Origin of the sequence: Terrimonas ferruginea DSM 30193 (assembly GCF_000425585.1) — a bacterium.
Taxonomy (GTDB): Bacteria; Bacteroidota; Bacteroidia; order Chitinophagales; family Chitinophagaceae; genus Terrimonas; species Terrimonas ferruginea.
Genome location: NZ_AUDS01000010.1, coordinates 77890 through 96110, shown reverse-complemented (window position 1 = coordinate 96110; position 18221 = coordinate 77890). Strand labels below are relative to the sequence as shown.

The window sequence follows — 18221 nt, the reverse complement described above, 5'->3', positions numbered from 1 at the left end:
CTTCGGCTCCTCACTATACTATTTTGCAGGTGTAGCAAAGAGACATTGTTATGAGACGCTTGTGTTTTATTCTTTTACTGCTAACGTTCGTATTTTCCTGCACAGCCCAGCGATACGACCTGGTCATATCCGAGATTATGGCCGATCCTGCTCCATCGGTAGGGCTGCCATCTTATGAATGGATAGAACTTTATAACAGAAGCGATCACAGCATTGAACTCGCCGGCATGAGGATAAGTGATGCCGCCGGCACAAGCAATGCGCTTCCGGCCTATCAACTGGCAGCAGGCGCTTACGTATTGATAGGATCGTCCGCTGCGGCGTCGGCTTTGCGTGTATATGGTAATGCACTCGGCGTTACATCCTTTCCTTCGCTTGACAACGACGGAGACCTGATCGTGATAAAGAATGCGGCAGGCATTACCCTACATTCGGTAAGATATGATGTGGCGTGGTATGGCTCTTCTTTGAAGAAAGAAGGAGGATGGACCCTGGAGATTATTGATCCGGATAAGCCTTGCCAGGGCCCGGGCAACTGGACAGCGAGCACCGCGTCTATTGGCGGTACGCCCGGGCAGCGCAATGCGGTGCAAGGCATAACCCTGGATGAATTACCACCGCAGGTGTTATGGTCGATAGCCTTTGGCAGCAACCAAATACATGTGCGGTTCAATGAACCGGTTGATAGTTTTCACGCAGGTTCGACGGACAACTACCACATAGAAGGATACACCATAACGCGGGCGGAAATAACGCCGCCCTTGTTTGACCAGGCGGTTCTTTTTATTACAGGATCAATGGAAGAGGGAAAAACATATAACCTGCGTGTTCGTAATATTCCTGACTGCGCGGGCAACCTGCTTACGGAACAAAGCACCCGCACGGGAAACGCCACAGCCATACAAAAAGGAGACGTTGTATTGAATGAGATACTTTTCAATCCGCGGTCTGGCGGGCAGGATTATGTAGAGCTATATAACAACAGCGATCATATTATTGATATGTCGGCGCTGTACCTGGCTAACCGCAACAGCAGCGGACAAACAGCGAATATGATCAGGCTGTCGGCGGTCAACCGGCCATTCTTTCCGGGAGATTACCATGTATTTACCACAGATGTGGAAGCAATGGAACGTCACTATGTGGTACGAAATAAAAGTGCGATACAACAGCTATCGTCGCTCCCCTCCTATCCCAATGACAAAGGCACGGTGTTGTTGCTCGATGAGCAGGGACTGATATTGGAAGAATTGAATTATGAGGAAAAATGGCACTTCGCCTTGCTGAGCGAATACAAAGGTGTGGCGTTAGAGCGGTTGTCGCCGGACAGACCAGCGGGTGAGCAAAACAACTGGCATTCGGCGGCATCAACAGCGGGTTATGGCACACCGGGTTATGTCAATTCGCAACAGCGTTTGAGTATGACAGCCGGCGACGCGCAAATCACGCTCGACACGGAAATATTCTCACCAGATCAGGATGGATGGCAGGATCTGTTGCAAATCTGTTATCAATTACCGGAACCCGGTTCGGTTGCAAATGTGTACCTGTTCGATGGTACGGGAATTAAAGTGCGGCACCTGGTAAGGAATGAGACGATGGGAATACAAGGCTGTTGGAAATGGGATGGACTGGATCAGCGGATGCAGCCTTTACCCGTAGGTCAGTATATCGTATATGTGGAATGGTTTGATCTGGAAGGCCGGAGGCAGCATAGCAAGAAGGCCGTGGTGTTGGCGAGAAGATTGAAGTGAGGGCGCGTCAATCGTGAATCGTCAATGGTGAATCGTCAATCGTGAATAGTGAATGGTCAATGGGTCAATGAGCGAACAGGCGAATGGCCGGCTATGTCACCTGAAGTCCCGAAGGTGCCCGAACGGGCGCGTTAATCGTGAATCGTCAATGGACTTTCCTATGCTTCCCTGTTTCGTGTTCTCACGAACCACTTCGGATCGACGATCAATCGTGACTCGTCAATGGTGAATCGTCAATCGTCAATAGTGAATGGTCAATGGGTCAATGAGTGAAATAGGTGAATGGCCGGCTGTTTCACCTGAAGTCCCGAAGGCGCCCGAAGGGGCGCGTCAATCGTGAATCGTCAATCACCTTTACAACGCCAGCGCCCCAACCGCGTGCATAAAAAAAGGAGCAGTCTTCACTGCCCCTTTATAAAATATAAGTCGGAATGAATAACCTATTACCCTACACCGTATGCCTTACACCTTCCGCCTTCTTTCACGAACCATTTCGGATCGACGATCAATCGTGAATCGTCAATCACCTTTACAACACCCGCACGTCAACCGCGTTCATAAAAAAAGGAGCAGTTTCCACTGCCCCTTCAGAAAAATATAAACCGGAATGAATAGTCAGCTCTTAAGGCCTAACACTTATAACCTATTACCTTACCCTTCAACCCGTAAACCCTACACCTTATGCCTTACACCTTACACCTTCCGCCTTCTCTCAAACCAATTCGATCTCGAAACTCACCAGCTCTTTGAACTGCTGGATACGTCCATCGATGTCGGCTTGCGTGATTTCCTTCAACCGTGTAGCACCGAATTTCTCTACGCAAAAGCTGGCCATAGCAGAGCCTACGATGATTGCGCGCTTCATGTTTTCAAAAGAGATATCGCCGGTCTTCGCCAGGTGACCGATAAAGCCTCCTGCAAAAGTGTCGCCGGCACCGGTGGGATCAAATACTTCTTCGAGCGGGAGCGCCGGGGCGAAGAAAACATTCTCGCCATGGAAAAGTAAAGCACCGTGCTCGCCTTTTTTGATGATCAGGTATTTCGGTCCCATTGCCATGATGCTCTTGGCCGCTTTTACGAGAGAGAACTGGCCACTGAGCTGGCGGGCTTCCGCGTCATTAACCATCAGCAGGTCTACATGCTTGAGAACTTCCTCGAGGTCGGGCATGGCCACTTCCATCCAGAAGTTCATGGTATCCATCACGATCAGCTTGGGGCGGGTGGTCAGTTGCTTGATCACGCTCAACTGCACGGCAGGAACAAGGTTGCCCAGCATGAGGAACTCGGCGCCCTGGTAGCTGTCGGGAATCTGCGGATTGAAATCGGCCAGCACGTTCAGATCGGTCACCAGTGTATCACGTGTATTCATGTCTTCATGGTAGCGGCCGCTCCAGAAGAACGATTTTTTATCGGCAATTACTTCTACGCCTTCCAGGTCTACGCCGCGGCTTTTCAACTCTTCCATTTCCTCTTTGGGAAAATCATACCCGACGATGGATACCTGCTTTACAGACTTTACAAAATTACTGGCAGCATAGGCTACGTACGTAGCGGAACCTCCCACGATCTGGTTTGTTTTGCCAAAAGGAGTTTCAATTGCGTCAAAGGCCATAGTGCCTACAGTGATCAGCGACATGTTGTACTTATGTTTGTTAGAAAAAACGCCTGTTTATGAGTTTTTGCCGGCAAGGAAGACCTCCCGGAGGCTGTTGACTACAAAAAGGCGTGCAAACGTACTGGAAAAATCGACATGAAGGGCAGTATTAGCCCATGAATTAATACATTTCAGGCTTATCTTTGGATATGGCTAAAACTCAACGCCGTAAGGCATCTAAAAAAGAGCTGATCCTTGTAAAGGCAGCGGCAATGTTCCGGGAAAAAGGCTTCCCGGCCACCTCCATGCGTGACCTCGCCGAATCTGTAGGTATCGAGGCCGCCAGTCTGTACAACCATATTCGTTCCAAGAATGAGATCCTGGAAGCCATCTGTTTTGAAGTGGCCAACCGCTTCAACGCACACCTCGATGAGATCGAAGCAAGTAACCTGACGTCCATTCAGAAAGTGGAAACACTGCTTCGCTTTCACATCAACCAAATGATTGAAAACTACGAATCAGTATATGTAAGCGACCGCGAATGGAAACACCTGGAAGAACCTTATCTGTCCAACTTCCAGAGCCAGCGCCGCAATTACCGTAAAAAATTCACGCTCATCATTCAGCAGGGTATCGAGAAAAAAGAGATCCGCTCAATCGATGCAGCTACCTCTATTCTTATCATGCTGCACGCCGTCAGCGGTATCGAGAGCTGGCACCGCAGTAAAACAAAGATCACCGCCCAGGAGTTGGAAGACAACATGATCACCATCATGATCGACGGGCTGCGTAAACAGGAGTAATTATTATGTCGCGCCATTTTCACCCGCTTGTCATTAAAGAAGTACGCAACGAAACGACCGATTGCGTATCCGTGCGTTTTGAGATCCCCGATGATCTGCAATCCCTTTTTAAGTATACACAAGGTCAGAGCCTTACCGTACGCTCCGTCATCGAAGGCCAGGAAGTGCGACGCACTTATTCGCTTTGCAGTTCGCCACTCGACAACGAATGGCGCGTGGCCATCAAACGTGTTGACGGCGGCGTGTTTTCTTCCTTTGCACATTCCCGGTTAAAAGCCGGCGATATCCTGGAAGTAATGCAGCCGGTGGGACGTTTCAATACGCCTCTCGATCCGGCCAATCGCAAACATTATGTTGCTTTTGCCGCGGGCAGTGGCATCACTCCCGTGTTATCATTGATCAAAACCACACTCGCCACGGAACCATCCAGCCGTTTCACATTGGTGTATGGTAACCGCACGCGTTCTTCCATCATTTTTTTCGAGGAACTGGAAGCGATCAAGAACAAATACATGGACCGGTTTACGCTGATCAATATCCTCAGCCGCGAAAAAACCGAAACACCCGTGAGCACCGGTCGCATCGACAACAACAAACTAATCGAACTCTCCCGGCTGATCCCTTACACCCGCATCGATGAGTATTTTGTATGCGGACCGGAAGAAATGATCTTCACCGTAAGGGATTTCCTGGAACAACAAGGCGTTGCATCACGCCATATTCATTTCGAGTTATTCACCACGCCCGGCCAGCAGATAAAACAGGTCAGCACCACACAGGTGATGGACACACAAGCTGTGAGCGAAGTAGCTGTACAGGTGGATGGACGCACCATCCATTTCAACATGCCGTTAACCGGTGATGTTTCTGTATTGGATGCCGCATTGGCTCAAGGTGCCGATCTGCCCTATGCCTGCAAGGGCGGCGTATGCTGTACCTGCAAAGCCCGTGTGGTAGAAGGTGCCGTAAGCATGGACGTACATTGGGGCCTGGAACCGGAAGAGATCGAACAGGGATACATCCTCACCTGTCAGAGTCATCCGACGACGGATAAGCTGGTAGTGGATTTTGATTAATGTGAAAATATGTTTGTGACAGGGCTTCCAATAAAGTTACCCAAGCTTCTCATTGACCAGAGGAATTAATTGCTTACCGATTATTGCTATGGAGCTTAAAAGCTGTTGATGGGTTAGCCCGGCATTGTCCATCTGAAACGTAAACCGGTCAACACCTCCCAATGCCTCGCTATGTTTTAACAACTTTTCTGCCACCTGTTCGGCACTGCCTACCATTAACGCACCTTTAGGTCCGATCAACGCATCGAAGCCGGCCCTGGTGACAGGCGGCCACCCCCTTTCCTTGCCGAGCCTGGTCCACAGTTCAGCATAACCCGGATAATATTCCGCAATAGCTTTTTCTGTAGTTTCAGCTACATAGCCCGGCGAATGCAGACCGACTTTTAACTGTTCCGGTGCAAAACCAGCGCGATGCCCCGCTTCTCTATACAGATCTACTAATGGGCGGAAACGCGCCGTTTCACCACCAATAATCGCTACCATCAAAGGAAGCCCCAGAGATCCGGCCCGCACAAACGATTCAGGTGTTCCGCCTACGCCGATCCACACGGGAATTTTTTCCTGCACTGACCGGGGATAAACAGGCTGATTATGCAATGCCGGCCTGAATTTCCCTGACCAGGTAACAAACTCCTGTTCCCGGATTTTTAAAAAAAGTTCCAGCTTTTCTTTGAAGAGTGCGTCGTAATTATCCAGGTCAAAACCAAACAAGGGATAAGCTTCTATCGCTGACCCTCTTCCTACAACAAGTTCCGCGCGGCCTTTGGATATAAGATCCAGCGTTGCAAAGCTTTGGTAAACACGTACGGGATCTGACGTACTCAATACGGTAACAGCGCTGGTAAGGCGTATGTTTTTTGTTTTGGCTGCCGCCGCCGCAAGAATCACGGCCGGTGCCGAATCCAGAAACTCTTTCTTATGATGCTCACCAATGCCATAAACAGCAAGCCCTGCCTCATCGGCATGAACAATTCTTTCGAGCAACTGTTCCATTGCATCAACACCACTTAAGGTTTTGCTGCCATACATGGCAGATGCGAAACTGTCAATTCCTATTTCCATTTTTTATTAATTGAATTTATTATAGCCGATCAGGAAAGCGCATTCGGAGGAGGTCCGCCTGCAGGTTTGCTTTTCCCTTCGGGAAGAGGTACATATTCTTCATTATCCATTGGAGGTAAGATTATACGCCCTTGTTTCCAGTCTTCTTTTGCTTGTTCGATCCTGTCTTTTCTACTCGATACGAAATTCCACCAGATATAGCGGTCTCCCAAATGTTCACCACCGAGCATCATCAGCGTGGTTGGTTCTTTGGCAATAATTACCGGATCAACTCCTTTGGTAAATACCATCAGTTTTCCCGCAGTATAAGTGATGCCGCCTACTTCCACGCTGCCTTTCACAATATAAGCGCCTCTCTCGCTATGGCCTTTTGGCAGACTGAAACGGATACCCTGATCGAGTACGACATGCACATAAAACAACGGAGAATGTGTTTTGACATGGCTTTTCAAGCCATACGCTTCTCCTGCAATCAGGCGCATCCAGACACCTGTATCCGTAAAAACGGGCAACTGTTCAGGCTTATAGTTCTCAAAGGAGGGATCATTTTCTTCAAACTTTTCAGGAAGTGCTACCCAGGTTTGTATCATTTCCAGTTCTCCACCGGCCAGCATCGCCGGATCTTCAAAACGTTCACTATGCGCAATACCTTTTCCGGCGGTCATCCAGTTTACCTCACCGGGTTTTATCACCTGTTCCACTCCAAGACTGTCTCTATGGGTCACGTTTCCGCTAAACAAATAACTAACCGTGGACAAACCAATATGCGGATGCGGCAACACATCGAGACTTTTCACCGCTTCTGCAGGCATATGTAAAGGCCCTCCGTGATCCATGAAAATAAACGGCCCCACCATTCTGCGAAGCTGATAGGGAAGGATTCGCTTAACAGTAAACCCCTGGGAAATTTCCGCCTGCCTGGCTTCTATGACGATATCAAGCATAATCAATATTTTATTCTTTAAGAATACAATATACCTTCTTTATCCTGAGCCACTATCCATTGCTCTCCGGCAGATATTGGTTTTCTTACTGGTCTCAAAATTGCGAAAACCGTTTATTCCGGACGATGACCTATGATAAGATTTGCCGCCTGGACCCTAAAATTGATGGATTGATCCTTAATATATTTCCCTTAAGACAAATGTCTTTTTTTCTCTTACCGCCTTTTCAGAACTTTACACTTTATCCCCTGTAAAATAAATCCGCTGATATGTTTTCAGAAAAGCTTTTAAAACAAATTGATTTCATCAGAGAAATCGATAAAGTGAAATATATCCAGCGGAAAACCAGGCTGTTTGGCAGCGACAGGAATGAAAACGATGCGGAACACAGTTGGCACCTGGCGCTGATGGCCATCGTGCTGGCCGAACATAGCGACGAACCGGTCGACATCCTCAAAGTAATAAAAATGGTACTGATCCATGATATCGTGGAAATAGACGCAGGCGATACATTCATTTACGACCAGACAAAAAACCACAGCAACTCAACCGAGGAACGGAAAGCAGCCGAAAGAATTTTCGGCCTGTTGCCCGCGGCACAAGCCACAGAACTGATAGCACTTTGGGAAGAATTTGAAGCAGGGATAACCAGCGAAGCCAGATTTGCCAAAGCCATGGACCGCCTGGAACCCCTTCTGCAAAACGTTTCCAATAATGGCGGCACCTGGGCCGAATTCGGTATCGACTACCACAAGGTGGTAGAAAAGAAAAAACAGATTGAAAAAGGCTCCGCTTCTTTGTGGCGGTACGCTTCACAAATGATCGAGGAGAGTGTGGAAAAAGGCATTCTCCGGAAACAGGCGCAACATTAATTCTGGTTGAAATGAAAATACTCGTTACAGGCAGCAGCGGACATCTCGGCGAAGCCATCTGCCGGATATTGAAAGACAAGCAGATCGATTACACCGGAGCAGACCTGACCGGTTCTGCTTTCACCACGCACGTCGGATCCATCACAGACCGCTCGTTCGTCAATAAATTATTCAGCGGCGGCATTGACTACGTGCTGCACGTAGCTACCTTGCACAAACCTCACGTGGTCACACATGCCTATCACGATTTTATCCATACCAATATCACGGGTACGCTGAACCTGCTGGAAGCAGCGGTGGCACACAACGTAAAAGGTTTTGTTTACACCAGTACTACCAGCACGTTTGGCGACATGCTGACGCCGGCTGCCGGAGAACCCGCCGCCTGGATCACAGAAAACACCATTGCCATTCCAAAAAATATTTACGGCGTCACCAAGAATGCCGCGGAAGACCTCTGCCAGCTTTTTTCCAGGAACCACAAACTGCCCTGCATCGTGCTGAAAACATCAAGGTTCTTTCCGGAAGAAGATGACCGGAAATCTGTACGTGACCAGTATGATGACCTCAACAGTAAAGCCAACGAATACCTGTATCGCCGCGTAGACATCGAAGATGCTGCCAACGCTCATCTTTGCGTCATTAAAAAAATTGCCGCTATCGGTTTTGGCAAATATATTATCAGCGCCACCTCGCCTTTTGAACAAAAACACCTGGCACAATTGCATACAGATGCCATTGCTATTGTAGAAAAATTGTATCCGGAAATGAAGGAGCTTTATGCGGCAAAAGGATGGAAAATGCTGCCGCGCATCGACCGGGTTTATGTAAATGAAAAAGCACGCCGGGAACTGGATTGGAATCCTCGATATGACTTCGCTTATATACTGGAATGCCTGAAGAAGAATATAGATTTCAGAAGCAGCCTTGCATTGCAAACGGGTAGTAAAGGCTATCACACCGAAACTTTTGCAGAGGGACCATTCCCTGTTACCGACGACAATGTTTAGTTTTCGGGGACGAAAACAGCTTTGAGTTTCAGAAAGGTTGTCTCGCCTTCGCTGAGCGTGGCATTTACCTGGTAACGAGCCCCGTCATTTGTATACTGCAACTGCGCAGTTACCTTCGGTGTTTTCAATGGGTCGATAACGGATAAAAATTTACAAAGCGGTGCTTCCTGCATGAATAACGCTTTGCCCGTTTGCTGCTCTGTTATTTCTTTGATCAATTGCAACATGCACACACCCGGCACTACCGGCTGACCCGGAAAATGCCCCTGGAATATGGCATGGTCCGCATTGAAACGAACTTCTGCCGTTACCGCAGCTTCGGCCGGCTGCACTGCCGAAAGAAAAAAGAAATCATTGCTGAGCATAGTCCCTGATACGTTTAAGTCCGATGTCAAAACTAAAATTTGTATGATGAATGCCGATGGTATCAGGAATACCGTGTTCGTAACCGCCGGTTGTGGCTTCCAGTACTTTCTTCCGCGTATTGCCTCTTTCCATGCGTAGCAGCTTTCCGCAGGCCGGATCGGTAACATAGTAATAATGGTCCTTGCCCTCCCGGCGTATATGGTATACTTCATTTTCCGCAGCCCGTTGCGAGGAAGCTACCGATGTTCCATGCAATAGCAAAATCAACCGGAAGTCTTTGCGCAGCGTTTTGATCACCGCTTTCTTATTCATCTTATCGATGATTTTGTATACCGTCATTTCGCCGTCAGGCGTAAAGCCAAAATCGAAAAAAGTAAATCCGGCTTCATTGGCAAATACCAGGCGCGTAGTGCTGTCTTCCATCCGTTTGATGATCAGCAACCCACTCAGGTGATGACCCGTTACATCCACCTGTGTTTTGTATACAACGGTTGCTATGGCAGGTTTGAATTGCGCAATACAGTCTGTGTCCGGCTTCGAGGCAGCCAGATGTTTATAGGAGTTGCTGCAGGCACCAAGCCCCAGCACCAGGCTAATTAACAGCAAATAGCGCATCGGGAAGATTGGTATTCAACTCCTGGTTGCTGTAAGTGATGGTGGTGTTGTCGCCTGAAGGTTCGTACATTTCCACTTTGCTTACCAGGTAGGTTTTCTTTTTCATCACCAGGTTGATTTTTTTGAAAAAGCCTTTCATTTCTTTCGAAACGGGTGTCAGCTCTGCGAGGTACTGGTCTGCTCCTTCAAAAAGCCGCACCGTGAAATCGGCATTGTCAAACACGGTTCCTCTCGCACAATCCATCAACAGCTTGTTCATCGACTGAAACAACTTGTTGGAGCGGCTGCTCATGCGGCTTTCCTTCTGGTTGTCTTTGATATAAACTTTGCTGCCGTTGATCACCATCAGGTATTGAAACGGTGTGGTATATTCCATCCGCACGGCATTCTCTTTTTTGAACCAGAACTTGCCTTTTGATACGATCTTCTCCGACAACATGCTCAGGTTTTTTTCCTGCACAAAATCACTTTTGATCGTGTTGGTCCGTGCAGACACGGACGCAAATTCCTTTTTAAAGGCGCTTGCATCGGCCACCAGCCTGAAGCCGGGATATTGTGCATGGGCCACAACAGCCAGCAACAACAAACCGATGATGAATCCATATTTACGCATAAGCCTTCAAATTTAGCATTTTATCGAGCGGCACGATACGATAACCCTTGCGGCGTGCCTCGTTTATAAATTCTTCCAGCATCGAAGCAGTTGAAGCACAGGTATCATGGAACAATACCACCGCTCCGGGATGCAATGACTTTAACACTTTCTTCAGGAGGCGGTCTGGATCTTTCGTTACCGTGTCCATCGAACGGATGCTCCATCCGACAGCGGTAAACCCGCCTGCTTTCACGGCTCTTCCAAGATTCGGATTGGTAACACCATAGGGCGGCCGGAACAGTTTCAGGGTAATGCCCAGTTGCTGACGAACTCCGGCATTCATTTGTTGCAGATCATCCGTCATTTTTTTTGCTCCGTACAGATCAAATACCGGACTATGCGAGTAACTGTGATTGCCGATCAGATGTCCTGCGGCATGAATTTTTTGCAGCAACTCGGGGTGTTTCGCCACACGGTGGCCGATGCAGAAAAAGGTGGCAGGCGTATTGGTTTTTTCAAGCACAGCCAACACGTCATTTGTGTATTGTGGCAACGGACCATCGTCGAAGCTGATGGCTATTTCATTTTCCCGCGTATCACTTTTGCCAATTACCGGAAAATAAAATTGTGACAATACATAATAGCTTCCGTAAAAAAGCACCAGGCTGTAGACGAACAATAAAATCAGGTAGTAATAGAAGGGAATCCGGACATTTCCAACCTGCAGACCGATTAATACAAACGCCAGGATGGCAAAAAATATATTGGTATTGCGGAATGTCAGCATGCCGACAACAGGTAAGCCGCGTGATGCGTTTGTTGATAATGGTTGTACAATAATATCCTTCGTGGTTTCAATCCTTCAACGCCAGGCACGCGTTGCTCGTGCAGTATATGACTGGCCAGCCACAAACCAAATGCCGTAGCGGTAGGATATTCACCGCAATATTGCTTGAAAGAAGTTTCGGGAATGTCTTTTTTAAATAAATCATAAAGCGCATCATCGCCCGTATCGCCGTTTCGACCCGCTACAATCAGATCGATATCTTTCCATTCGATTCCCTGCTCTGCAAGCAATGCATTTATTCCGTCAGCTACCCTATTCGGTGTTGAAGGTTTGTACCAGGTTTGCAAGGCATCGAGCCGTGCAAGGCTATTAGCGGATTGCTGTGTGTCGACTACAAAGAAGGCAGCTCCTTCACCCGCCATCGTCCCTTTCGCCGGTTCATTCACCAAACGAAGACTGTCGCCGTTAGCACGGTACAATCCGAAACGGCGCAGCAGCGCATGACTGGCGGGAATGATTTCGTCAACGCCGCCGACAAGCGCCGTAGTTATTTCATTTTCCCCCATCATCGTGCGTGCTTCCAGCAGCGCACTCTCGAATGAAAATCCTTTGTGAACAAATGTATTGTTATGCCGATGGCATTTCAGCAGTAATGCTATCTGGCCCGCCACCGTATTGTGTGTAGATTGTATAAAGGCTGTTGGTGAAAGCAGTTCTTCCTTGAATTCTACCAACCGCGAAAGAAAGGCATCCGTATCGGCCAGGCAGCCGTAGGCTGTGCCGGTGATGATTGCCTCAGGTTGTTCAAGACCCGCAGCTTTCAGGCTTTCCACTGCCGCCGCCGTTCCCATCTTGATGATGCGGCTCATTCGGCGTATGAGTTTCGGATCGATATAGGATGTATAATCGGGTTCGATGCACGACAACTGCTCTCCCTGGTAACCGGCGGCACCAGTGAACAACGCTTCGAAGGAAGCCTGGGGAGATACAGCAGCAGCAGACCGGATATACACGTTGTTTCTTTTAATTTATTCTTGAAAAAATCAATGACGAACAGTTGCCGCCAAAACCAAATGAGTTCGATAACACATGCTCCACCTTTTTTTCCTGCAACGTAGTTACGGGGGCAAAAGGCAGTTCCTTCATTTGCGTTTCCCAGCGAAGATTGGGATAAATCAATCCCTGTTGTATGGACAAGACAGAGAATACCGCTTCAATGCCACCGCTCGCGCCTAAGGTGTGCCCTGTAAAACTTTTGGTTGAACTCATCGGCGGATAAGCCTCCGCAAATAATTTGCTGATGGCTGTTCCTTCTGCCACATCATTGTTTTGCGTACCGGTTCCATGCAAGTTGATGTAATCGATATCGCCGGGTTTCAGTCCGCTTTTTTTCAAGGCACCCTGCATGGCGAGATAGGATCCCGTGCCATCGGGCGATGAGGCAGTCTGGTGATAGGCATCGTTGGCATTGCACCAACCTGATAATTGCACTTCGGGTTTATTTGCCAGCGTGGCCGCCACTTTTTCTGAAACAAGTACTACATAACCCGCACCTTCTCCGAGGTTGAGGCCTCGCCTGTTTTCATCAAACGGCTGGCAGAATTGGCTGTCGAGGATCATCAGGGTATTGAACCCGTTTAATGTAAACCGCGTCAATGCATCCACACCGCCGGCCACCGCTACATCGAGCAATCCCTGGCGGATCATGCGCGCAGCGAAAAAAATACTGTTGGCGGATGATGAGCAGGCCGTGCTGATGGTGGTCACATAATGTTGAATGCCCAGTTCATCGGCGGTGATTTCCGTGGCAGCACCACACTCATGATGCACTACCTCTCTTAAACGGCCTGCGGCCGGATTTTGAAGAAAGGCCGGATAAAAATTCTCGGTTTTATCCATACCGCCTACGGTGTTGGCCGATAGAAATCCGGTACGCCATTTCCCTAAATCGGGGATACCCGCGTTTTGCAACGCCTCCTTTGCCGCAATAGTAGACAATAAGGATGTACGGCTGAAGTGAGCAGGCAGGCCGGCTTTCTCCGCTAACATTTCATTGCTGCTCTTCACTTCCGCAACAGGCAACTGTCCCTGGTGGCGTGTTTCCAGCCAGCGGATGGGGCCCATGCCGGCGCTTCCCGAACGCAAGGCGTCGAGATTGGCGGCGGTATCATTGCCTATGGCCGTGATCACACCAGTACCGGCTATGTAAACGGGAGCGCTCATTAGCTGGCAGCCGCGTCCTGTGCCTGGCGGTCGGTGATGTATTGTGCCATGGTGCGGATAGAGCGGAACACGGTTTGTCCTTCTTCAGCATTGGCCAATTTGATTTTGTACTCCTGTTGCAGCAGTACGATCAGCTCGAGTGCATCGATCGAGTCGAGGCCGAGACCTTCCACAAACAGCGGATCATCGTTGCCGATGTCTTCCGGTTTCTTGTCATTCAGGTTAAGCTGTCGGATGATCTGCTCCTTAAGCGTTTGCATTAATTGCTCCATGATCTGTAGCGTATAATTTAGTTAATTGTTCAGTTGTGAATGGTTTCGCACCGGGCGCTGCTTCTTTTTCCAGCAACACCATCACGGCTTCATATTTTTCTCCGATCACATCTACCCATCCTGCCATGCAGGCTTGTGTGGGTGTAGTGCGGAATAATTCGCCTGCATAAAATCCGAGCATGGCAGGATCGAACTGTTCCGACACAAAAAATGCATTTTCCCCTTTAAAGCCATGGCGTATACTGATCTCGCCGATAACGATATTGGGCAACGTGTAAACAAAAAGCGCGGGGCTGGGCAAGTTACTCACCGACGCATAATAACGGATATCCGCATCGAGGCTCGCCTGTGCATTGGTCAATACGATGCCGGTATTCTCCGGCGCATATGCACGTTGCCGTCCGTTTTTTGTCAGCACTTCCGCCGCCAGCAATCCCAGCTTACTGAGCCGGTCCATTTTAAAGAACTTCGGGTAGTCGATGGCGAGGTGGCGGTAAAACCCTTCGAGAAATTCCGTCACCGCCGCGCCTTCCTGCGCATACAGCAGGCTGCCGTTACTGATAACTTTGTTATCACGCACTACACAGTCGGCTGTTATATAAATTTCCGGAGCGCTCACCTTTCTTCTGCTCTTTTATGAATTGATAATATCTCTTAGTTCAATGGTACGCGCCAGTTTTTTCAAAGCGGTATCATGATTTTTTACATAAGGATTGTCGGTATCCCATACATAACCGGCCAGAACGGAGCAGATTTGTTTGTTCACCATCGGATCCTGGTTGTCGGCAAAGAAAATGGTATCGAGTGTGCCTTCGTACCAGGCCATCACGTAAGAGCGGAAAGTGTTTACGCCCTGCATCATGATGTCCATGTATTCCTTATGCCAGTCGATCGTTTCTCCTTTCAGTTTGCGCACAACAAGCTTACCGGCCAGTTGGCTGGAAACGGTGGCGAGTGTAACGCCGCTGGAAAATACGGGATCGAGGAATTCAGTTACGTTACCGGTAAGCACAAAGCCTTCGCCGAAGAAGCGGTCGGTTGTGGCAGACCAGGATTGCAGTACGCGCGGTTCAAATACCAGTTCGGCATCATTGAAACGCTCTGCGATATAAGGTTGTGAGGCGATCAATGCGCGGAATTGTTCTTCCTGTGTGCCGGGGAACTGATCGAAGAAAGACGGGTCACCGACATAACCAACCGATGTAACGCCATTGGAGAATGGTATTACCCAGATCCAGATTCCTTTTTCATGAACGATGATGGTAATGCGGTTGGGTTCGTCGGCCGTAGATCTTTTGTTGTCCTGCATGTGCGCGAACAGCGCTTTACGCGGCGGCAGGTTGGAAGGACGTTCCATATTGAACAACTTCGGGATCACGCGACCATAGCCGCTGCCGTCGATGATGAAGCGTGCTTCGATCTGTCTTTTTTCTCCGTTGATATCTTCTACAGTTGTAAGCGAACTTCCGTCTTCGCGGAATTCGATGGCCGTAACGGCGGTTTCATAATCCACGGGAACGCCCATTTCTTCCACCGTGCGTGCGAGTGTGGAATCAAAATCTGCGCGCGGCACCTGCCATGTCCAATTCCATCCGTTGGTAAACTGGTTGGCAAATTGGTAATCACAGATTTTTCCGTCCTTCACGAATTTGGCGCCGAATTTTTCCTGGTAACCTCTTGCTTTTACGGCGTCGAGGAACTTTGCTTCTTCCAGCGCTTCCATGCAACGCGGCAGCAGGCTTTCGCCGATCACAAAGCGGGGAAATTTCATTTTCTCCACAATGCGGACTTTGTATCCGGCCTGGTATACGATAGAAGCGGCTACAGATCCCGCGGGGCCTGCGCCAATCACCAGCACATCTGTCTTTTCTATTTTCATAACAAAGTTGTGAATTGTCAATGGTCAATGGTGAATAGTGAATGGTGAATCGTCAATCGTGAATGGCTGTTTTATTTGCACATTTTCACATCTACACATTTGCACATTCCGCCTTACGCCTTCTTCTTCCGGCACTTAAGCAACGTATGGCTCAAACCAATACCATCCACCTGCTCGGCAATTTCAAATCCTGCTTTCTCTATGCAGCGGGTGAACACGCGTGAATCATACATCTGGCTGTTGCCATTAGCAATAGCTGTGAAATACACGGAGGTTTGTTGCAGACAGAAGGCTGCCGTTTCAAAACGCTGTGTATCCCAGAACGCTTCCAGGATAAAAATATAGCCGTCGTCATGAATGGCTTCGCCGCAACGCTTCATGATGGAAACGATTTCCTCTTCAGAAAAACAATCCAGGAACTGGCTCATCCATACCGCATCAAATCCTTTGGGGAAGGGCTGCGATTCATCGAGCACATTTGTTGGGAAAAAGGATACGCGATCAGAAAGGCCGAGCTCTTCGAGTTTCTTTTCCGCCATATCCGATTGACCGGGGAGATCCATGATGGTGACATGAATATCATCGGCAAAGCGTGCCGAAGCTATTGCCCATTTACCCGTATTGCCGCCGATCTCAAGCAGGTTCTTCACACCGTCTTTGTATACGTGTTGAATTACTTCGGGAAAGGCTATGTCAGAGAAAAAGTGGTCGAAAGCGAACCAGCTTTTCTGGATATGCGGGGGCAGTTGCGAAAGACCTTCATAAACGGTAGGCCAGTTGCCCAGTTCTTTTAATCCTTCCGGCTTGCCGGTCTCGATGCTTTTGTCGAGATGGAAAAGTCCTTTATAACATACATCATGCACGAAGTCCATGTTCACGATCGTGAGTGGATCATGCAGGATAAAATAACCTGTTCTGGTAAGTGTATAACGACCGTTATCGTCTACCAGCACGAGGCCGATGCCGAGTGAAGATTCGAGGATGATGCGTACGCCGTATTCGGCCACACCGGTCTTTTCCACCACTTCCTGTAAGGTTACACCCGCAGAGCGGCTGTCTTCGATCACTTTCAGGATTCCTTTATCACGCGCCACTTTGGCCACCTGGAAAATAACGGGACCAAAAGCGATCACCTGTGCCATGTGTTTGGCCTCGATAGCAGACCGGTTGTCTTTTTTGTAAAAATTCATTGTTTTATAGCTGTTGTTCAGTTTGAATCAGAGTAGCTTATCAGTTTCAAGGATAATAGCGGCATTGCATCCTCCGAAGCCCGAAGCCGTTTTCAGGCAGGTGTCAAATATACCGGGCTGCAAGGTACTGCAAACATGGATATTTTCAGAGGTGCCGGGCTGCTCAAATCCGCGCGTAGGGATCATTTGACCGTTTTTCATGGAGTGAACCGACACCACTGTTTCGATCAGTCCCGCGGCACCCAGCGTATGCCCATAATAAGCTTTCAGGCTGTTGACCGGCACTTCCTGCAGTCCGGCCAGTTTGATGGCTTTGCTTTCCATGTCGTCGTTGTAACGTGTGGCCGTTCCGTGGGCCGAGATCATGTCGATGTCTGCCGCTTCCACGCCTGCTTCTTCCATGGCGCGGCGGATGGCCAGGTACAATTCTTCTCCCGTCCGCGAAGGACCGGAAATATGATTGGCATCATTGCTCACGGCACCGCCTGCCAGCCGGATGGCTGTCCCCTCCGGGCGGAAACGCGAGAGCACTACGGCGGCGGCGCCCTCTCCCAGGTTGATGCCTTTTCTGTTTGCATCAAACGGTTTGCAGGGCTCGTCGGCTACGGCCTGGAATGATTGAAATCCGGATAAAATAAACCGGGTGATCAGGTCGGCACCTGTCACTACTACCTGGTCATACAGGCCCGCTTCGATCTGGCGTTTGGCCGTGATCATGGCCACCAGCCCGGAAATACAGGCGTGTGATACCACCACCGGCGTGGATGTAAAACCCAATTCGCGCGCCACCACGCCCGCGCTGTGTGCCAGCGACAAGCGTGGATCGTCTGCTGAAACGCCTTCTTCCAGCAAACTGATATTGCCTTTGGTAGTAGACACGATAAAACCTGTGCGCGGATCCTGCACCGGTATGTTTGCCTGTGCTATCACCTCTTTTGCCGTATGCAGCAGCAGGCTTTCAAAAGGTGTAAATCCCGGAAGAATGATGTCTGCGTAGTTGTTGAAAAGTGAAGCGAAGAAAGGCACGGGAGATCGCTGTGCGTCGTCGTGCCTGCGTACGCCACTTTCTCCTGCGCAGAGCGCCTGAAAATTAGCGGCCGCATTTTTTTCCAAAGGAGCATAAATGCTGTCGGCTATGATAAAAACATCCGTCTTCTGCTTCATACGTTGCGCACGTTT

At 49.0% G+C, this 18221-nt stretch carries 19 protein-coding genes; 5 read left to right on the top strand and 14 right to left on the bottom strand.

Annotation, left to right across the window (positions count from 1 at the left end):
- Positions 1-50: 50 nt before the first annotated feature.
- On the top strand, positions 51-1754 hold the full coding sequence (locus H608_RS0103485) for a lamin tail domain-containing protein (RefSeq protein ID WP_028786463.1): 1704 nt from the start codon (positions 51-53) through the stop codon (positions 1752-1754).
- A 712-nt stretch (positions 1755-2466) separates the two neighbouring features.
- Here H608_RS0103485 and H608_RS0103480 read toward each other — a convergent pair.
- Positions 2467-3390: a PfkB family carbohydrate kinase gene (locus H608_RS0103480; RefSeq protein WP_028786462.1), complete on the bottom strand. Its 924-nt coding sequence runs from the start codon at positions 3388-3390 to the stop codon at positions 2467-2469.
- A 167-nt stretch (positions 3391-3557) separates the two neighbouring features.
- Here H608_RS0103480 and H608_RS0103475 point away from each other — a divergent pair, with 167 nt between their 5' ends.
- Both H608_RS0103475 and paaE read left to right on the top strand, forming a co-directional pair.
- Positions 3558-4151, top strand: a complete 594-nt coding sequence (locus H608_RS0103475; RefSeq protein ID WP_028786461.1) for a TetR/AcrR family transcriptional regulator — start codon at positions 3558-3560, stop codon at positions 4149-4151.
- Between the two features lie 5 nt (positions 4152-4156).
- A complete protein-coding gene (paaE, locus tag H608_RS0103470; RefSeq protein ID WP_028786460.1) occupies positions 4157-5227 on the top strand; it encodes a 1,2-phenylacetyl-CoA epoxidase subunit PaaE in 1071 nt (356 codons plus the stop codon).
- Between the two features lie 36 nt (positions 5228-5263).
- Here paaE and H608_RS0103465 read toward each other — a convergent pair whose 3' ends face one another.
- Positions 5264-6289: an LLM class flavin-dependent oxidoreductase gene (locus H608_RS0103465; RefSeq protein WP_028786459.1), complete on the bottom strand. Its 1026-nt coding sequence runs from the start codon at positions 6287-6289 to the stop codon at positions 5264-5266.
- Positions 6290-6318: 29 nt separating this feature from the next.
- Positions 6319-7233 (bottom strand): pirin family protein, encoded by a 915-nt coding sequence (locus H608_RS0103460; protein WP_028786458.1) that lies wholly within the window; start codon positions 7231-7233, stop codon positions 6319-6321.
- Positions 7234-7502: 269 nt separating this feature from the next.
- On the opposite strand from H608_RS0103460, the gene H608_RS0103455 reads away from it, so the two are divergent.
- Both H608_RS0103455 and H608_RS0103450 read left to right on the top strand, forming a co-directional pair.
- Positions 7503-8105, top strand: a complete 603-nt coding sequence (locus H608_RS0103455) for an HD domain-containing protein (protein WP_028786457.1) — start codon at positions 7503-7505, stop codon at positions 8103-8105.
- 11 nt (positions 8106-8116) lie between these two features.
- Positions 8117-9115, top strand: coding sequence for an NAD-dependent epimerase/dehydratase family protein (locus tag H608_RS0103450; protein WP_028786456.1), 999 nt, complete (start codon positions 8117-8119; stop codon positions 9113-9115).
- On the opposite strand, the gene H608_RS0103445 is transcribed toward H608_RS0103450, so the two are convergent.
- The 11 genes from H608_RS0103445 to H608_RS0103395 form a co-directional block, all read right to left on the bottom strand.
- On the bottom strand, positions 9112-9480 hold the full coding sequence (locus H608_RS0103445) for an ApeI family dehydratase (protein ID WP_028786455.1): 369 nt from the start codon (positions 9478-9480) through the stop codon (positions 9112-9114). The two genes, H608_RS0103450 and H608_RS0103445, sit on opposite strands and share 4 nt — an antisense overlap.
- Complete coding sequence (gene lolB2, locus H608_RS0103440) at positions 9467-10096, bottom strand: flexirubin biosynthesis protein LolB2 (protein ID WP_028786454.1); 630 nt, start codon at positions 10094-10096, stop codon at positions 9467-9469. The genes H608_RS0103445 and lolB2 overlap by 14 nt, the downstream gene beginning before the upstream one ends.
- The gene (lolA2, locus tag H608_RS0103435) at positions 10074-10709 is read right to left on the bottom strand and encodes a flexirubin biosynthesis/transport protein LolA2 (protein WP_028786453.1); all 636 of its coding nucleotides are present in this window, start codon (positions 10707-10709) and stop codon (positions 10074-10076) included. The genes lolB2 and lolA2 overlap by 23 nt, the downstream gene beginning before the upstream one ends.
- Positions 10702-11478 (bottom strand): polysaccharide deacetylase family protein, encoded by a 777-nt coding sequence (locus H608_RS0103430; protein WP_051267994.1) that lies wholly within the window; start codon positions 11476-11478, stop codon positions 10702-10704. The genes lolA2 and H608_RS0103430 overlap by 8 nt, the downstream gene beginning before the upstream one ends.
- The gene (locus H608_RS0103425) at positions 11472-12491 is read right to left on the bottom strand and encodes a beta-ketoacyl synthase N-terminal-like domain-containing protein (RefSeq protein ID WP_028786451.1); all 1020 of its coding nucleotides are present in this window, start codon (positions 12489-12491) and stop codon (positions 11472-11474) included. Before H608_RS0103425 ends, H608_RS0103430 begins: the two co-directional genes overlap by 7 nt.
- A gap of 10 nt (positions 12492-12501) precedes the next feature.
- Positions 12502-13701, bottom strand: coding sequence for a beta-ketoacyl-[acyl-carrier-protein] synthase family protein (locus H608_RS0103420; protein ID WP_028786450.1), 1200 nt, complete (start codon positions 13699-13701; stop codon positions 12502-12504).
- On the bottom strand, positions 13701-13973 hold the full coding sequence (locus H608_RS0103415) for a phosphopantetheine-binding protein (RefSeq protein WP_028786449.1): 273 nt from the start codon (positions 13971-13973) through the stop codon (positions 13701-13703). The genes H608_RS0103420 and H608_RS0103415 overlap by 1 nt, the downstream gene beginning before the upstream one ends.
- Complete coding sequence (locus tag H608_RS21090; RefSeq protein WP_051267992.1) at positions 13948-14553, bottom strand: beta-ketoacyl-[acyl-carrier-protein] synthase family protein; 606 nt, start codon at positions 14551-14553, stop codon at positions 13948-13950. Before H608_RS21090 ends, H608_RS0103415 begins: the two co-directional genes overlap by 26 nt.
- Positions 14554-14607: 54 nt before the next feature.
- On the bottom strand, positions 14608-15852 hold the full coding sequence (locus tag H608_RS0103405) for an NAD(P)/FAD-dependent oxidoreductase (protein ID WP_028786448.1): 1245 nt from the start codon (positions 15850-15852) through the stop codon (positions 14608-14610).
- 113 nt (positions 15853-15965) lie between these two features.
- Positions 15966-17042, bottom strand: coding sequence for an SAM-dependent methyltransferase (locus H608_RS0103400; protein WP_028786447.1), 1077 nt, complete (start codon positions 17040-17042; stop codon positions 15966-15968).
- 27 nt (positions 17043-17069) lie between these two features.
- Complete coding sequence (locus tag H608_RS0103395) at positions 17070-18206, bottom strand: beta-ketoacyl-[acyl-carrier-protein] synthase family protein (protein WP_028786446.1); 1137 nt, start codon at positions 18204-18206, stop codon at positions 17070-17072.
- Positions 18207-18221 lie beyond the last annotated feature (15 nt).

Bases quoted from the DNA above. Each gene is read 5' to 3' on its own strand.
- H608_RS0103460 (WP_028786458.1), bottom strand. From the start codon at position 7,233: ATGCTTGATATCGTCATAGAAGCCAGGCAGGCGGAAATTTCCCAGGGG.
- H608_RS0103465 (WP_028786459.1), bottom strand. From the start codon at position 6,289: ATGGAAATAGGAATTGACAGTTTCGCATCTGCCATGTATGGCAGCAAA.
- H608_RS0103480 (WP_028786462.1), bottom strand. From the start codon at position 3,390: ATGTCGCTGATCACTGTAGGCACTATGGCCTTTGACGCAATTGAAACT.
- H608_RS0103445 (WP_028786455.1), bottom strand. From the start codon at position 9,480: ATGCTCAGCAATGATTTCTTTTTTCTTTCGGCAGTGCAGCCGGCCGAA.
- H608_RS0103455 (WP_028786457.1), top strand. From the start codon at position 7,503: ATGTTTTCAGAAAAGCTTTTAAAACAAATTGATTTCATCAGAGAAATC.
- H608_RS0103420 (WP_028786450.1), bottom strand. From the start codon at position 13,701: ATGAGCGCTCCCGTTTACATAGCCGGTACTGGTGTGATCACGGCCATA.
- H608_RS0103450 (WP_028786456.1), top strand. From the start codon at position 8,117: ATGAAAATACTCGTTACAGGCAGCAGCGGACATCTCGGCGAAGCCATC.
- H608_RS0103400 (WP_028786447.1), bottom strand. From the start codon at position 17,042: ATGAATTTTTACAAAAAAGACAACCGGTCTGCTATCGAGGCCAAACAC.
- H608_RS0103475 (WP_028786461.1), top strand. From the start codon at position 3,558: ATGGCTAAAACTCAACGCCGTAAGGCATCTAAAAAAGAGCTGATCCTT.
- H608_RS0103405 (WP_028786448.1), bottom strand. From the start codon at position 15,852: ATGAAAATAGAAAAGACAGATGTGCTGGTGATTGGCGCAGGCCCCGCG.
- lolB2 (WP_028786454.1), bottom strand. From the start codon at position 10,096: ATGCGCTATTTGCTGTTAATTAGCCTGGTGCTGGGGCTTGGTGCCTGC.
- H608_RS0103430 (WP_051267994.1), bottom strand. From the start codon at position 11,478: ATGCTGACATTCCGCAATACCAATATATTTTTTGCCATCCTGGCGTTT.
- H608_RS0103415 (WP_028786449.1), bottom strand. From the start codon at position 13,973: ATGGAGCAATTAATGCAAACGCTTAAGGAGCAGATCATCCGACAGCTT.
- paaE (WP_028786460.1), top strand. From the start codon at position 4,157: ATGTCGCGCCATTTTCACCCGCTTGTCATTAAAGAAGTACGCAACGAA.
- H608_RS0103395 (WP_028786446.1), bottom strand. From the start codon at position 18,206: ATGAAGCAGAAGACGGATGTTTTTATCATAGCCGACAGCATTTATGCT.
- lolA2 (WP_028786453.1), bottom strand. From the start codon at position 10,709: ATGCGTAAATATGGATTCATCATCGGTTTGTTGTTGCTGGCTGTTGTG.
- H608_RS0103485 (WP_028786463.1), top strand. From the start codon at position 51: ATGAGACGCTTGTGTTTTATTCTTTTACTGCTAACGTTCGTATTTTCC.